Source organism: Wolbachia endosymbiont (group A) of Ischnus inquisitorius (assembly GCF_964026985.1).
Classification (GTDB): Bacteria; Pseudomonadota; Alphaproteobacteria; order Rickettsiales; family Anaplasmataceae; genus Wolbachia; species Wolbachia pipientis.
The window spans coordinates 294,353-310,440 of sequence record NZ_OZ034715.1 but is presented as its reverse complement, the minus strand read 5'-3'; the positions used below and the strand labels follow the sequence as shown (position 1 = coordinate 310,440).

Annotated in this window: 12 protein-coding genes and 2 pseudogenes; 11 read left to right on the top strand and 3 right to left on the bottom strand. The window is 35.1% G+C overall.

Annotated features, from left to right (window positions below):
• Positions 1-64 precede the first annotated feature (64 nt).
• The 3 genes and pseudogenes from AAGD90_RS01625 to AAGD90_RS01615 form a co-directional block, all read left to right on the top strand.
• Positions 65-241, top strand: a pseudogene (locus AAGD90_RS01625) (IS630 transposase-related protein); the annotation flags it as partial.
• 61 nt (positions 242-302) lie between these two features.
• A protein-coding gene (locus tag AAGD90_RS01620; RefSeq protein WP_341821727.1) for an IS5-like element ISWpi1 family transposase occupies positions 303-1,135 on the top strand; the annotation gives its coding sequence in 2 pieces (ribosomal slippage) (positions 303-672 and positions 672-1,135; 834 coding nt in all).
• A 129-nt stretch (positions 1,136-1,264) separates the two neighbouring features.
• Positions 1,265-1,947: pseudogene (locus AAGD90_RS01615) on the top strand (IS630 family transposase); the annotation flags it as partial.
• Positions 1,948-2,463: 516 nt separating this feature from the next.
• On the opposite strand, the gene ftsH reads toward AAGD90_RS01615, so the two are convergent.
• The 3 genes from ftsH to AAGD90_RS01600 all read right to left on the bottom strand — a co-directional run bounded on the left by ftsH (position 2,464) and on the right by AAGD90_RS01600 (position 6,277).
• Positions 2,464-4,305, bottom strand: a complete 1,842-nt coding sequence (gene ftsH, locus AAGD90_RS01610) for an ATP-dependent zinc metalloprotease FtsH (RefSeq protein ID WP_341822015.1) — start codon at positions 4,303-4,305, stop codon at positions 2,464-2,466.
• Between the two features lie 12 nt (positions 4,306-4,317).
• Positions 4,318-5,613: a tRNA lysidine(34) synthetase TilS gene (tilS, locus tag AAGD90_RS01605; protein WP_208571594.1), complete on the bottom strand. Its 1,296-nt coding sequence runs from the start codon at positions 5,611-5,613 to the stop codon at positions 4,318-4,320.
• Positions 5,614-5,797: 184 nt separating this feature from the next.
• On the bottom strand, positions 5,798-6,277 hold the full coding sequence (locus tag AAGD90_RS01600) for an OmpA family protein (protein WP_264705830.1): 480 nt from the start codon (positions 6,275-6,277) through the stop codon (positions 5,798-5,800).
• 275 nt (positions 6,278-6,552) lie between these two features.
• Here AAGD90_RS01600 and AAGD90_RS01595 point away from each other — a divergent pair, with 275 nt between their 5' ends.
• From AAGD90_RS01595 to AAGD90_RS01560, 8 genes are all read left to right on the top strand, one after another.
• A complete protein-coding gene (locus AAGD90_RS01595) occupies positions 6,553-7,980 on the top strand; it encodes a carboxypeptidase (RefSeq protein WP_341822014.1) in 1,428 nt (475 codons plus the stop codon).
• Positions 7,981-8,003: 23 nt separating this feature from the next.
• Complete coding sequence (locus AAGD90_RS01590) at positions 8,004-9,080, top strand: rod shape-determining protein (protein ID WP_209473299.1); 1,077 nt, start codon at positions 8,004-8,006, stop codon at positions 9,078-9,080.
• Positions 9,081-9,282: 202 nt separating this feature from the next.
• Positions 9,283-10,395: a tRNA 2-thiouridine(34) synthase MnmA gene (gene mnmA, locus AAGD90_RS01585; protein WP_209473297.1), complete on the top strand. Its 1,113-nt coding sequence runs from the start codon at positions 9,283-9,285 to the stop codon at positions 10,393-10,395.
• Between the two features lie 933 nt (positions 10,396-11,328).
• Complete coding sequence (locus AAGD90_RS01580) at positions 11,329-12,549, top strand: hypothetical protein (RefSeq protein WP_341822013.1); 1,221 nt, start codon at positions 11,329-11,331, stop codon at positions 12,547-12,549.
• Positions 12,550-12,849: 300 nt separating this feature from the next.
• Positions 12,850-13,682, top strand: a protein-coding gene (locus AAGD90_RS01575; protein WP_341821644.1) for an IS5-like element ISWpi1 family transposase whose coding sequence is annotated in 2 segments (ribosomal slippage) — positions 12,850-13,219 and positions 13,219-13,682 — 834 coding nt in all. Because the reading frame shifts where the segments join, the coding sequence is not laid out codon by codon here.
• A gap of 90 nt (positions 13,683-13,772) precedes the next feature.
• Positions 13,773-14,632 (top strand): IS630 family transposase gene (locus AAGD90_RS01570; RefSeq protein WP_156518142.1). Its coding sequence is split into 2 segments (ribosomal slippage): positions 13,773-14,097 and positions 14,097-14,632, totalling 861 coding nucleotides; the frame shifts between segments, so codons are not numbered across the junction.
• A 22-nt stretch (positions 14,633-14,654) separates the two neighbouring features.
• Complete coding sequence (locus AAGD90_RS01565; protein WP_341822012.1) at positions 14,655-15,143, top strand: phospholipase D family protein; 489 nt, start codon at positions 14,655-14,657, stop codon at positions 15,141-15,143.
• A gap of 109 nt (positions 15,144-15,252) precedes the next feature.
• On the top strand, positions 15,253-15,795 hold the full coding sequence (locus AAGD90_RS01560) for a hypothetical protein (RefSeq protein ID WP_006279913.1): 543 nt from the start codon (positions 15,253-15,255) through the stop codon (positions 15,793-15,795).
• The last annotated feature ends 293 nt before the right edge of the window (positions 15,796-16,088 follow it).

The following is a 16,088-nucleotide window of genomic DNA, read 5'->3' as shown; positions in this document are numbered from 1 at the left end:
ATAGCTCTTTCCACAGAAGTCCGGATATGATAAGATTAAGGATAGATGGCGATAAGGAGGTTGGATGCCGGCAGCATATAGTTATGATTTAAGAAAAAAAGCAATGGAAGCACTAGACGAAGGGGAAAGCAGAGAAGCAGTGGCAGCAAGATTTAAAATTGGACGAACTACTTTGTGGGAGTGGCAGCAAAGAAAAAAAGAAACAGGCGACTTTCAGTCAAAAAAACTCGGTAATGGAGGTTAGAGGTTGTCCGGAAACAAGTAAAAGGCTATAATATCTGAAATTTTAGTACGGGGTAAAGATGAGAAAAAAGTATCCAACAGATCTAAGCGAAAGGGAATGGGCAAGAATAGAAAAACACTTCAGAGTATCATACAAGAAAGGAGGAAGGCCGCAAAAGTATAGCAAAAAAGAAATATTAGAAGCAATTTTCTATGTATTGCGTACAGGGTGTCAATGGCGGTATTTACCAAATGATTTTCCGCTATGGAAGACTGTGTATGAGCAGTTCAGGCAATGGAAGAAGCAGGGAATTTTTGAGAAAATGAATTATGAAATTACAAAATATAGTAGAAGAAAAATAGGAAGGAATGAGCAGCCGAGTGCCTGTATAGTAGATAGTCAATCTGTAAAGACTACAGAAAAGGGGGGATCAAAGGCTATGATGGAAGTAAAAAAGTAAAGGGTAGAAAAAGGCATATAATTACAGACACTCAGGGTTTTATACTAGGTTGTTACGTAGGCGCTGCTAACGAAAATGATAGAGATGGTATTAAAATAGCATTAAACAATATGAGAACAAAATATACTAAAGTTAAAAAAATGTGGGCTGACATGGGATACCAAGGAAGAAATTTAAAGAATCACATAAAGGAAGAATATGACATAGATATTGAAATTGTTAAAAGGCCTCCATGTAGATTTTGGGCGCACAAAGATACGCCACCTGAGCTACTACCAACAAGAGAACAAGGGTTTAAAGTACAGCCAAGAAGATGGGTTGTAGAAAGGACTTTTGCTTGGGTTAATAGGAATAGAAGGCTATCGAAGGAGTATGATTTACTCACAACATCCACTGAGAATTTCATATACCTAGCTATGAGTAGGGTTATGTTAAAGAGGGAATATGCTTGAATTTACTAGTTTCCGGACAACCTCTTATAGCTCTTTTTACAATAATCCGAACAGACCGTAATATGCTACTGGCCTGCTATAGCCATAAACACATATCTTATCGCATTCGGACTATTATAAGAAAGGCTATACAATCAGAAAATTATCGACTGGAATAAGTTTATCGAATTTGCTAAAAAACACGGTAGAAAAACTCTGTCGGAAATGGCTAAACTTTGGGGCAACGTTAGTATCCAAACGATCCACCGAGCTCTCAGAAAAATTGGATTTACGCGCAAAAAAAGACATATGGATACAAGGAAAGGAACGAAGAAAAACGTGCTGAATTCTTAAAAATTATAGCAACAAAAGAACCAGAAAACTTAGTGTATATAGATGAGTCTGGGATTGATAACACGGAGGACTATCCATATGGGTATTGCCAGAAAGGACAGCGATTTTATGCCCTAAAATCTGGAAAAAAAACTCAACGAATCAGCATGGTTGCAGCCTTAAGTAGAAGAAAGATAGTTGCTCCATTAACATTTGAAGGCCACTGTAATATGGATATTTTTAATGGATGGTTTGAGCAATTTTTGGCACCGATCTTAGAACCTGGACAAACTGTCATTCTTGATAATGCTACTTTTCATAAGTCTGATAAGCTTATCAAGCTCGCTAAAGGAGTCGGTGCAGAAATTTTGTATCTGCCGCCTTATTCTCCAGATTTTAACAAAATTGAGCATCATTGGTTTGCTATAAAAAACAGAGCCAGGAAAAACATTCCTCTATTCGAATCCTTTCGTCGTGCTGTTGATTCTGCCTTCCTATGACCTATTCGGACTATTATGAGAAATGCTATACTTCTCACTTCTGCTAATAAGGACTTAATATTTTCTTGGCAATGCACTCTCTTTACCGATTCAGCCGGTTCAACCATACCAAGAACATTCTTTACCAAAGATTTTTCTTCACAACTAAATATGAACATGTAATAACCCATCGATAAAGTGAAGAGCAAGAACATAGCCGGAAGTAAAAACGGAGCTAATACATTTTGTGACGCAGGGAAAATAAACCAGGTAACAGTTGCTATTGACACAGTTACAAATAATCCTGATAAACATAATTGTGCTTTTCTTCTATAATTCTGATCAATAACTGTACTTACACCAATAGAAGCTATATCAATCATTACTCACACCTCATTAAACATTAATACTAACTGAATGATAGCATTATTGTGATGAAAATGCAATATTATGAATATTTTAATACAATTTATATTGACAGTTACAATTCTGAATGTTTTATTGCAGCGTTAGCTGATTAGCATTTTTAAGATGAGGTCAACTCTCATAGAGAGAGGATTTTTTTACTTTCTCATTCTTCTCATTTTCTTCTCTAACAATTTTTTTTCCGTTTAGTATATCCTTTATTTCATCTCCTGTTAAAGTTTCAAACTCCAGTAGATTTTCAGCAATAAGCTCTAAGCCTTTCTTATGCTTGGTCAAAATGTCTTTTGCTTTTTCATAGCAAGAAGATATGATTTTTTTCACTTCTTCATCTATGAGCTTTAGCGTATCTTCAGATGTCATATGAGGATGTTGTGGATCTTGCTGCTCACGATTGTGATACACTAGCCCTATCTCATCATTCATTCCACATTTTTTTACCATAGCACGTGCTATGTTAGATGCTTGTCGTATATCAGAAGACGCGCCACTTGTAACTTTATCGTAGCCAAAAATTAACTCTTCTGCTGCCCTGCCACCCATGGCAACAGTTATATCTGCTATCAGCTTTTCTCTTGTGTGGGACACTCTATCTGTTTCCGGTAGTCTCATAACTAAACCTAAGGCCATACCTCTTGGAATGATTGTTGCCTTGTGTATAGGATCAGAAGCAGGCATATTAACCGCAATTATCGCATGACCAGCTTCATGGTATGCAGTCAGTCTCTTTTCCTCTTCTGTCATAATTAGGGATCGTCTTTCTACGCCCATCATTACTTTATCACGTGCATATTCAAAATCATCCATGGTAACAATTTTCTTGTTTCTTCTTGCAGCGATAAGTGCAGATTCATTCACCAAATTTGCTAGATCAGCCCCTGAAAAACCTGGTGTTCCTCTTGCAACTGTTTTCACGTTTACATCTGGTGCTATTGATATTTTCTTTATATGAGTATTTAATATCTTTTCACGCCCATTTATATCGGGTAAAGAAATAGTAATCTGTCGGTCAAAACGACCAGGTCTAAGCAGTGCTGGATCTAAGACATCCGGACGGTTAGTCGCAGCAATTATTATTACACCTTCATTAGACTCAAAGCCATCCATCTCAACTAATAACTGATTTAATGTTTGTTCTCTTTCATCATTGCCGCCACCAAGACCAATGCCACGATGTCTACCCACCGCATCTATCTCATCTATAAAAATTATACAAGGAGCATTTTTCTTGCCTTGATCAAACATATCACGAACACGGCTCGCACCAACACCAACAAACATTTCAACAAAATCAGATCCAGAAATGCTAAAGAATGGCACATTAGCTTCTCCTGCAATTGCACGAGCAAGTAAAGTTTTACCAGTTCCAGGAGAGCCAATTAAAAGGCACCCTTTTGGTATTTTTCCACCTAATATTTGAAATTTTTGCCTTTGTTTAAGGAAATCAACGATCTCTACTAGCTCTTCTTTTGCTTCATCAATTCCAGCAACATCATCAAATGTTACTTTTTTTCCACTAGTCATGAGTCTAGCCCTTGACTTGCCAAAGCTTATAGTTCTGTTGCCTCCCGCTTGTGTTTGTTTAAGCAAGAATAGCAAAAAGCCAATAAAGATAAATGTTGGGACCCATGAGATAAGTAATCCACCAATTACGTTCATGGCAGAATCTCCAGTTGAAAAGGAGAATCTCACTTTTCTATCATGTAAATTTTTTATTAGGTCGCTATATATGACACCGCTTGAATTGAAACTTGAACCGTCCCTGAACTTGCCTTCAATGCTCTGGTTTTTTATGACAATATTTTCTACATCATTGTCTTCTAGTCTAGTTAAAAATTCCGAAAAAGGTATAATTGTTTTACTTTTACCTACATTTCCGCTGAATTGAATATAAGCAACTGAAATAAGAACAATAATTACTAACCAGATCAATAAGCCTTCTAAAAATTTTTTCATTTCTATTTCTAACTAAATACTAATCAAGCTTACCAAATTTTGTTTTATCGTGCTATTAATAATGCATTGAACCTTATCGTCATTGGTATTTTTTCCGTTATAATTTACATCAGGATAAGCAAGCACCTTGCTATCTTTTTGTACTGTAGGCAAAGAGTAGAAAACTTCAGGGCAGCAGTTGTAATCCTTCAGAAATTCAGGAACTTTTTGTGTTTTTTTTAATGGAGCGATGATAACTGAACACCCTTGATTTCCGAGTATTGTGCAGCTAAATCTGTTATCCCATTGGGTAGGTTCATTTAAAGGTAGGTTTACGGTAATTTCTTGTATCCTTGACGATTCTCTAATTATTAAGATATTTTCTCCATACTTTCTTATTTTACACCCAGAAAGTGTACAGTTAACATTACTATCCTTTTGCAATATTCTATTAAATATTGCAATGAGGCTGCTGTACCTTGGTTTATAATGTTTACTGGCAATTGCCATTATAGAGTAAAGAAGAAGCCTCAAGGCTATTTCCTCTGGCAATTGATAAAATTCACTTAGTTTAATTTCAATATAACCAAGATCATGCACATTAACGCAGTCATTAAACGCAAGGCGTGTGTAGTGCATCAACGCTTTTGCAGCTCTTTTCATATGAAGGGCTGTGAGGCATATTCGCTCTGTTAAAATCTCTTGATTATCACTTGCTTTAAGTAAGTTACGGTATAAAGTTCGTCTGTATTTTAAGTCATGATTGCTTCTATCTTCGATCCATTTTAACCGATGAAGCTTAGCGTACTTTTCTATTTCACTACGACTAAAATTTAACAATGGCCTAAATATATAAATACCATTTAGGAAAGACTTGTAGTCCATTGATGATAATCCATCTACGCCACTACCTCGCTCTAATCTTAACAAGAACGTTTCTGCTTGATCATCTTTGTGATGAGCAACAAGTAAATATTTAACATTATTATTTTTACACCACTCTGCTAGTAACTTATACCGTGCTTTTCGTGCCTGTAACTGAATATTGCCTTTAATATTTTGCTTCTCCCAATTTAATATGAACGATTCCTTTGCTCCAAGTTCCTTTGCATAACTTACAACAAAATCAGCTTCTTTTTGAGACTCTGGACGTAATCCATGATTTACTGTTAATGCTATAGGAAGTGAAAGCTTGTTTTTTTTTGCCCAGTTAGTCATTAAGTGCAGTAAGACTATACTATCTACACCACCTGATACTGCAACTGCAACTTGATTGTTATAGAAAGCAAAACTATTAACCACATTTTGAAATAATAACTCTAATTCCATTATGTCTCTTGATGGCCAGACAGGTCAGATCTCTTACGTCATACCGCGACTTATTTGTGGTATATATAGATCCCGCTAACAAGCAACGAAATATGACAAGTTTGTCCTTTTTTGTCTACCCCAGTGCCCTTTCTTTATGTCATCCCAGTGTTTGACACTGGGATCCAGGTTTTAATGCAAGAAACTATTTCTTTATTCCAGAAAATGAAAATTCCACTCTACGATTTTTAGCATGCTCTTTTTCATATTTAGAATTTCTAGAATTATCTTTTACATTAACCAAAGGCTCAGTTTCACCTTTAGAAGCAGTTTTTATTCTGTTTTCTATGTAGGGTGTACAACTAACCATAAATTTTTTAGCTGCATCAGCCCTTCTAGCGCCTAGCGCAAGATTATATTCATGAGAACCACGGTTGTCAGTGTGACCAGTTAAAGTAACCTTCGCGTCAGGGTTATCTTGTAACACCTCCATTACGTCAAGTAATGCATCTGCACTTACTTCAGCAATACTAGATTCATCATAACCAAAGAAAACTCTTTTATCACCTATCTGCTTAACAACAGAATTTATTTTATTTGTTGTATTTGCTCCTTTTTTTGGGCAAGAACTTACACCAGTAAGTAATAAACAAAAACAGCACATTATAACCAGTCTACTCCACATTACTAAACCTCCATAAATTTTAAATAGTGCGTAACTTTAATTTCAGTAGCTAATATCTCTCCATATTGTAATATAGTCAAGAGAAATAAAATACTAAATACTTTTTCTACAACCTTACAATTAATTTTCCTATAATATGCTGGACTCTGAATAGAAAAATCCAATAAAAGAATAAAAAGTACAATTTTTTATTGTACTTTAAGCAAATATACTTTTAACTTTATTATTAATCTATTACGGTATTAAACAGATGTTTTCTAAAATAATGAACAAATATGCAATCTTATAAGTTTTTAGAGGAAGTATTATATAGGGTAAAGAATATCGAAAATACGCTAAAAGTACTAAACCAAAGCCAATTGAATATAGAGGACAAAGTTGAACAAATGAGTCTTCTAGAAGAAATCAGACATGAAATTATCTCTCATGACGCAATAAAGGAATCATTAGCAGATGCTCTTGGTAACAAAAAAAGTGCAAATACTCAGCAGCTAAAGTTAATAGAGAGAATACATAAAAGCAACAGTGCTGTTCCTATTGATTTAGTAAAGTCTTTATCCAAAGCTAAGGTTGAATGCCAAAATTTATGGAAGCTATCTCATTCTGAAACCAGTAACTTAGAAAAACTAAAAGAACGTTTTACTGATTTAATCACACTCATTCGCGAAGTAGCTTCTATAAAATCGCAGCAATTAAAATGCTCAAAATACGACTCACTGCTTGCTGACTATGACTCTGATATCACAGAAAAGAATATAAGGGAAGTATTCCCCAAGGTAGGCAAATTTTTTAGCGAAAATGTAGATAAAATAATTGAAAAGCAGAAAAAGGATAAGGATAAGGTTACTAATATACAAAAAGTTGCTACTCAGAAACAGATTGAACTTGGCTCATTATGTTTACAGCAAATGGGTATTGCACTAAATGAGATTCGTACTTCTTATTACTACCCTATAGATTATGATGAATCTGATTTTTGTTATGGTTTATTTTCACTTTTACGGCATAGTGGTTATGCAATTTATCAAAAATGTTTAGCGCAAAATTCTATAAGTAGTCCAATTACGAGACATGTTATGTATGAAACTCAAGGGTTATTCATGGAAAGGATGATTGGAACATCCAGAGAATTTATTGAGTTTATTCAACCACACATAAAAGAGAAATTTGCTATAAAAGGCAAAACTAACGAGAAAGTTAGCAGTGTTGAAAATTTGTACTTGATTTTCAATGAAATAAACCTTTCTTCTTTTTTAAAAAATGCAGATGAATTTAGTCTGTTAGCTCATATTATGTTGAGAACTAGGTTAGAACAAGATATAATAAATGGTACATTGGAAGTCAAAGACCTGCATGATGCGTGGCTGGAAGGTATGAAGCACTATAAAATTCCAGTAAAAGCTGAAAATGAGCTAAACACTTATTTTCAAGATGAATATTGGGCAAGCGGTGTTATGGGCTACTTTCCTATAAAAATTATTGCTTTAATTTCTGCTGTGCAGATTTTCTCTTGCGTTAAAAAGAATCATTACGAATCATTAAGTGCTATAATAAAAGGAGATTTTAGTTTACTTATCAGTTGGTTATCTCAAAATATATACAGTGCAAAGTGTGGCCTGGAACTGCTAAAAAAAGTAACAGGTAAGGGTTTAGACGTTGAGTGTGTTACTTACTACTTATCTGAAAAGTATAATTTGTCTTAATAAATGGTTTTCTTGAGTTATGTATGAATTTTGTTCGAAAATTAACCGGAAAGTTTTATAGCCTTTTTACTTTCAAAGGTTTGTTTGCTAGCGATATTGCTATAGACCTTGGTACTGCAAACACTTTAGTTTATCAGAAAAATCAGGGAATAGTGCTTGATGAGCCTTCAGTTGTAGCAAGAATAAAAGAAAAAGGAAGTTACGTTCCTTATGCTTTTGGTAAAAAAGCTAAAATGATGCTTGGGAAAACGCCTGGAGAAATAGAGGCGATAAGGCCCTTAAAGGATGGAGTTATTGCTGATTTTAAAAGTGCGGAAGAAATGCTAAAATATTTCATACGCAGTGCAAACACAAAATTCACTGTTAATAAACCTAATATTATCATATGCGTTCCATCTGGATCCACGCCAGTTGAAAGGCGTGCTATACAAGATGCAGCAGAAAGTGCTGGTGCAAATGAAGTATTTTTAATTGAAGAACCAATGGCTGCAGCAATCGGAGCTGGGCTCCCGGTTACTGAACCTGAGGGTTCTATGATTGTTGATATAGGAGGCGGTACAACTGAAGTTGCAATTATTTCTTTAGGCGGAATTGTTTATTCACGTTCTGCCAGAGTAGGTGGCGATATTATGGATGAAGCAATAAAATCATATATTCGTGAAAATCATAAGTTATTAATCGGTGAAACAACCGCTGAGAAAATTAAGAAAAGCATAGGTTCAGCCAGTCTGCCAGGTGAAAATAACAAAGAGGGAATGATAATTAAAGGCAGGGATTTAGTGAGTGGCATGCCAAAAGAAATGCTTTTATCAGAATACCAAGTGGCAGAGAGTTTAATAGAGCCTGTACATCAGATAATTTCTGCTATTAGGACTGCACTGGAGAGCACTCCACCTGAACTTTCTTCTGATATAGTCGATAAAGGAATAATTTTATCCGGTGGCGGCGGATTATTGCGTAACTTGGGCAAAGTTATCAGTGAAACAACAAAACTACCAGTTCGTGTTGCAGATGACCCACTTTGTTGTGTTGCTCTGGGTAGCGGAAAAGTGCTTGAAAACATGGATTATTTTGGCCATGTTTTATTTAAGCAGGATTAAATTATTTTTAAAGGTAGTTCATCGAATTTTATAGCAAATTTTACCTCAAGCATAAAGATGTCATCCAAGTAGCCAACACTGGGATCCAGAAAAATTGACTATAAACAAGTATGCTGTTTCGATGAAATTGTGTAATAGAAACTAGATTCCAGTGTCAGCTACTTGCATGACACCAAGTTTGTGTTTATAAATTAAGGCGATTATGCTAAAAGAATTTGAAATAGAACCTCTGCTAAAAGATAAAGCTCCGCACCAGACCAAGGCTGTTGTTGCAATGTCCGGGGGAGTTGATAGCTCCGTTGCTGCAGCACTGCTACATAACCTTGGGTACAAAGTGGTAGGTGTGACTCTTCAACTCTATGGCACCGACGGTAATGCTAACGCAAGAAAGGGCGCATGCTGCGCTGGACAGGATATTTATGACGCTAAGCGTGTAGCTGAAAGTGTTGGCTTTCCTCACTATATTTTAAACTATGAGGAAATATTCAAAAAGGAAGTAATAGAGGATTTTGCGAGTACCTATATGCGTGGGGAAACTCCCATACCATGCGTGAGATGTAACCAAACGGTAAAATTTCGTGATCTATTGCAAGTTACAAAAAATCTTGGTGCGGATGTGCTCGTAACAGGACATTACGTGAGAAGGTTAGAAAAAAATGGTGAGGTAAAGTTGTGCAGAAGCATTGATAAAAGTAAAGATCAAAGTTATTTTTTGTTTGCTACAACTCAAGAGCAATTGAAGCTTTTGCGATTTCCACTAGGTGGGTTCTATAAAAGTGATATAAGAAAATTAGCAAAGTATTTCAGCTTACAAATTTCTGAAAAGCCGGACAGTCAAGATATATGCTTTGTTTCCGAAAGCTATAGTAAAACAATAGCTAAATTAGCTCCACAATCTGTACAGAAAGGTAAAATAGTGGATGTTAATGGAAAAGTGCTAGGCGAGCACAGTGGCATAGTAAATTTTACAGTGGGGCAAAGAAAGGGCTTGGGTATCGCACACAATGAACCTCTTTATGTGATAAAAATTAATACAGAAAATAATGAGGTTATAGTAGGTCCGATCAACGTATTAATGCAAAAAAAAATATTGATCAAGGAGTTAAATTGGTTAGAACAACCAAAGGAAGGTATGGAAGTAACTGTGAAGCTGAGATCATCACATGCGGGAAGTTTAGCAACAATACATTCAACTGACGAAAAAAATAAAGCCTGTGTCATTTTAAACGACGATTACTTTGGCATCAGTCCAGGTCAAGCCTGTGTAGCGTATAAAGATGAGCAAGTTATCGGCGGTGGATGGATATGCTCTTAACTAAAAGCTTTAATGCAGAGTGTAAACATACAATAGACTTCTTGCATAACCATATAACATTGGGAATAGAAACAAAAAAACTTGCTTGACAAACTCCGCCAGCCCCCTTATCATGAAACTGAAGCTATTTATTTATCTTCTCTGTACAGATTAAATGACAAAAAACTCACGTATCTGGCGTCTCATGTTTAATTTTTTGCACTATGTGCACCTTATGTCTTTATAAAATTTCTAGGTTTTGACCTAACATAAGCTGAAACGCGCTTATAAAGCGTTTAAAACATAAAAAAACGCCAACTTAAAAAATGGATAGTGAATAACTAGCTACCCTAGGGTTTCTTTTGCCTTTTTTTCTGTTTAGTAAATTTCTTAACGTTTATAATTTAGATTAGTTGCGGCTTAAAAGCAGCTAAATCGCGGTTATTAAGTGTTTAGAATAAAAAAACGCCATACTTGAAAGTATAATGTAAGTAATTAGCCAACCACGGGGCTTCTTTTGCCTTTTTTTTCGTTTGGTAAATTTCTTAATGTTTGTAGCTAAACGACAACCGTCATCCCAGCGGGATCTAGAGATACCGCGGCGGTATGACGGTTCGCGGCGGCATAAAGATAAGTCTCGTCATCCCGCTGCGTGTTAGCGGAATCTCTTGTTAGCGCTGCGGCGGTATGACGGTTCGCGGTGGCATGACGATAAGCCTTGTCATCCCGCTACGTGTTAGCGGGATCTATGTTGAGAGATACCGCGAATGAATCGCGGTATGACGGTGTAGATAGTATCCCGCTGCGTGTTAGCGGGATCTCTTGTTAGTGCCGCGGCGGTATAGCTATACCTTTTTCTACTTAGTTTGGGTTATGCAAGAAGTCTAATAACATTTATTGCTATTTTGCCATGTATCCCTTATACTATAAAGTAGAACATTATAGGTTTCAGCAATGATAAAAGAAATTGAAGAACTAATAAAAATTGTTGGTAAGGGTAATTTATTAGAGACGTTATTTATTTTTTTAGGTAGCTTTCAACATGCTGACTTAGGTCGTTTTATGGATCACAGAAATCATTTTGGTTTGTCTGAATTCATACATAAGCAAGATGAACAATTAGATTACTATTTTAACTTAAAATTTAGTCTACAAGGGTTGTTTTTAATTTATGCTCTAGCTTATCGAATTCTAAGTGAAAACAATAACCTGAATACTAAAGATGTCATAGATAAAATATATGAAGTTATTAAAGGATCTGAGTTAAATGAATATATAAATGAAGTAGTAGATGGAAGAAAATTAGATTTACTTAACATTTTAGCAAATCCAAAGAGAGAACCAATATTTAAAACAGAAAAAGATTTTGAAAGTAAAGTACTCATTGGTGTTAGAAAGTTGCTAGATGAAGAAACTACATTAAATAAATACGATAGAGAATTTGCATTAAATAAGTGCGTTATCAGCAGCTATTATTCTATTCATCAAGACATAAAAGTAGACAAGGATGTAGTGTTGTTATTTTCTATACTTGTCGACTATCATAAGCTTTCTGAACATCACAAAGAGTCGATAAAAAAAGAAAATTTACCAATAATAGATAACGTGGTCTTTCTCACATATATAACGAATTTAGCTGGATTACTGCAAAGTATTAATCTGAAAGATCAAAATAGAGCCACTAAATATACGCTGAATCGCGAAAAGATAGGTAGCCTAAACAGAACATTTAATATGTTGGCAGATCAAAATAATCAAAATTTTCCAACCTTTAAAAGCATTGGACCAACCTTGAAGCAATTGCTAAAAAACCAGAATAGTGATGAATTTGAACAATTAGTAACAAACCCTAAAAATATATACTACTCAGTGCCACAAAAAGAGAATAAATGTAGGTCAAATTTCATTGTCAGCAAGAAAAAAGAAAAGAACCATAAAAATACAGCCTGTAAACTTATTTTGGGTATGTTTGTATTATCTGTTGGGTTATCTGTTGCTGATTATTTCCTTATGGAGCAAAAATTGCTCAACTCAATAAAAAATGTTTTGCCACAAGACAACCTTACTAACCTGATAGTTGGTGCGGTGCTTACTATTGTAATAGTATATGCCTTATTTCAATTATTGGAACCACCACAGGAACCACCATCAACTATGTTTTTTAAAATTTTTTGAATTTAGTCTCATTTGTTGATAATTTTGTATTTTTATTCAATTGAAAAATGTATTTTGGTAACAAAGATCCTAGTTTATACAGAAAGAAATTTATATCAAACAGCAACCACTGCTTAGATTTTATGGTTAACGAATATGTGCTTTAAATGTGTGTAGACGCACATATCCGTTAACCTATTTTCTATGCAGATTTTTTTTTATTTCATATTAATTGCTTCTTTAAGTCTTGCATTGGCAATTAGAGGTTGTCCGGAAACAAGTAAAAGGCTATAATATCTGAAATTTTAGTACGTGGTAAAGATGAGAAAAAAGTATCCAACAGATCTAAGCGAAAGGGAATGGGCAAGAATAGAAAAACACTTCAGAGTATCATACAAGAAAGGAGGAAGGCCGCAAAAGTATAGCAAAAAAGAAATATTAGAAGCAATTTTCTATGTATTGCGTACAGGGTGTCAATGGCGGTATTTACCAAATGATTTTCCGCTATGGAAGACTGTGTATGAGCAGTTCAGGCAATGGAAGAAGCAGGGAATTTTTGAGAAAATGAATTATGAAATTACAAAATATAGTAGAAGAAAAATAGGAAGGAATGAGCAGCCGAGTGCCTGTATAGTAGATAGTCAATCTGTAAAGACTACAGAAAAGGGGGGATCAAAGGCTATGATGGAAGTAAAAAAGTAAAGGGTAGAAAAAGGCATATAATTACAGACACTCAGGGTTTTATACTAGGTTGTTACGTAGGCGCTGCTAACGAAAATGATAGAGATGGTATTAAAATAGCATTAAACAATATGAGAACAAAATATACTAAAGTTAAAAAAATGTGGGCTGACATGGGATACCAAGGAAGAAATTTAAAGAATCACATAAAGGAAGAATATGACATAGATATTGAAATTGTTAAAAGGCCTCCATGTAGATTTTGGGTGCACAAAGATACGCCACCTGAGCTACTACCAACAAGAGAACAAGGGTTTAAAGTACAGCCAAGAAGATGGGTTGTAGAAAGGACTTTTGCTTGGGTTAATAGGAATAGAAGGCTATCGAAGGAGTATGATTTACTCACAACATCCACTGAGAATTTCATATACCTAGCTATGAGTAGGGTTATGTTAAAGAGGGAATATGCTTGAATTTACTAGTTTCCGGACAACCTCTTATAGCTCTTTCCACAGAAGTCCGGATATGATAAGATTAAGGATAGATGGCGATAAGGAGGTTGGATGCCGGCAGCATATAGTTATGATTTAAGAAAAAAAGCAATGGAAGCACTAGACGAAGGGGAAAGCAGAGAAGCAGTGGCAGCAAGATTTAAAATTGGACGAACTACTTTGTGGGAGTGGCAGCAAAGAAAAAAAGAAACAGGCGACTTTCAGTCAAAAAAACTCGGTAATGGAGGTTACAATCAGAAAATTATCGACTGGAATAAGTTTATCGAATTTGCTAAAAAACACGGTAGAAAAACTCTGTCGGAAATGGCTAAACTTTGGGGCAACGTTAGTATCCAAACGATCCACCGAGCTCTCAGAAAAATTGGATTTACGCGCAAAAAAAGACATATGGATACAAGGAAAGGAACGAAGAAAAACGTGCTGAATTCTTAAAAATTATAGCAACAAAAGAACCAGAAAACTTAGTGTATATAGATGAGTCTGGGATTGATAACACGGAGGACTATCCATATGGGTATTGCCAGAAAGGACAGCGATTTTATGCCCTAAAATCTGGAAAAAAAACTCAACGAATCAGCATGGTTGCAGCCTTAAGTAGAAGAAAGATAGTTGCTCCATTAACATTTGAAGGCCACTGTAATATGGATATTTTTAATGGATGGTTTGAGCAATTTTTGGCACCGATCTTAGAACCTGGACAAACTGTCATTCTTGATAATGCTACTTTTCATAAGTCTGATAAGCTTATCAAGCTCGCTAAAGGAGTCGGTGCAGAAATTTTGTATCTGCCGCCTTATTCTCCAGATTTTAACAAAATTGAGCATCATTGGTTTGCTATAAAAAACAGAGCCAGGAAAAACATTCCTCTATTCGAATCCTTTCGTCGTGCTGTTGATTCTGCCTTCCTATGACCTATTCGGACTATTATGAGAAATGCTATACTATGCGGGTTTTATATTTTCGCCCTGCCCAAAAGCTACGGTTTGCTTTTCACCTGGAGAAGATTGTGCTGTACCGATAATCAACGTAATAGATCAGTCTAAAAAATCTATCTTAGTTCAAGAATATACATTTACTCTTGGAACAGTTGCAAAATCTTTGATTAATGCTAAAGAACGCGGTGTTGATGTTAAAGTCATCTTAGATAAATCGCAACTCTACTCAAAATATAGTGTTATAAATGAATTATTTTCAGGTGGAGTACCAATTTGGATCGATGATAAGCCAAAGATTGCTCATAATAAGATAATGATTGCTGAAAATCAAAAAGTCATCACAGGGTCATTTAACCTTAGTAAGACAGCTAAAAAAGGAAATGCTGAAAATTTATTAATTATTACAGATTATCCTGAATTGATTCAGCAGTATGTGAAAAACTGGGAGGCACGAATGTCACAATCTTACAAATACGCTCCCAACTAATCGAGAGCGCTTGCTCAAAATCAGTTTTAAAAACAGCAAGGGAGAGCTTTTTTGATTGATTGGCATAATGATTATGATATAATGAACTAAAAATTTAAGGAATAAAGTAATGGATTATATAAATGATGCTGCCGGTAGCTACACTGCTATTCATGATTTTTTTCAAAACAACGGTGTTGGAGATTACAAAGTTCAATGCAATTATGGTGGGGTGCCGTATGCTACTGATGAGTACGTGCATTCTGGCGATAAATTTTGGAGTAATAATTTCATAGACTCACATTTTGGCAGGGAAATAAAAATGTATCCTCAAAGTGAACTTTTAGCTAAAGAATATGCTGGAAATACGTTGCCAGTTTCAATATCACTAGATAAGGATTTAATAAAAATGAAGGAATGTCAGAAAAAAACGAAATTTGTGGAACTAGAAAGGGAGTCAGGTGATTTAGTGCATGATAAGCAAAAGTATGTAAAGTGTTACACAACAAAGCTATCATATGATGATGTACATATTTACAATAACGATAAAGTTTCAACATTTAGCATAAAATACGACGTGCCAAATGATCCGAAATACAGTTTAAATATAACATTTACAAAGGTTAATGATAATAAACCAGGATTTTGGCAGAAATTTAAAAATATGTTTTAACGTGACCATTCACTGGTTTTTACTCAATCAACCAACAACAGTTAATATCAAATTTTTATAATTAAAAAATATGCTATTTTTTAAAACTTTCATTCTCCTTGACTCTGTCAACTTCACAAAACAACTCTTGGACCAAATGTATCTGGCATAACACCTTTTGGTAACTTGCTACTTCTTTTTTTCCGCATCTCCGACAACAGCCATTGATATTCCACTACATAAGGCTTGATTTTTGGTAAATCAACTTTTTTATGAATAATACTATGCTTCTCCTTAAATTGACCATTTACCCT

Bases quoted from the DNA above. Each gene is read 5' to 3' on its own strand.
- mnmA (WP_209473297.1), top strand. From the start codon at position 9,283: ATGCTAAAAGAATTTGAAATAGAACCTCTGCTAAAAGATAAAGCTCCG.
- AAGD90_RS01565 (WP_341822012.1), top strand. From the start codon at position 14,655: ATGCTATACTATGCGGGTTTTATATTTTCGCCCTGCCCAAAAGCTACG.
- AAGD90_RS01580 (WP_341822013.1), top strand. From the start codon at position 11,329: ATGATAAAAGAAATTGAAGAACTAATAAAAATTGTTGGTAAGGGTAAT.
- ftsH (WP_341822015.1), bottom strand. From the start codon at position 4,305: ATGAAAAAATTTTTAGAAGGCTTATTGATCTGGTTAGTAATTATTGTT.
- AAGD90_RS01590 (WP_209473299.1), top strand. From the start codon at position 8,004: ATGAATTTTGTTCGAAAATTAACCGGAAAGTTTTATAGCCTTTTTACT.
- tilS (WP_208571594.1), bottom strand. From the start codon at position 5,613: ATGGAATTAGAGTTATTATTTCAAAATGTGGTTAATAGTTTTGCTTTC.
- AAGD90_RS01600 (WP_264705830.1), bottom strand. From the start codon at position 6,277: ATGTGGAGTAGACTGGTTATAATGTGCTGTTTTTGTTTATTACTTACT.
- AAGD90_RS01560 (WP_006279913.1), top strand. From the start codon at position 15,253: ATGGATTATATAAATGATGCTGCCGGTAGCTACACTGCTATTCATGAT.
- AAGD90_RS01595 (WP_341822014.1), top strand. From the start codon at position 6,553: ATGCAATCTTATAAGTTTTTAGAGGAAGTATTATATAGGGTAAAGAAT.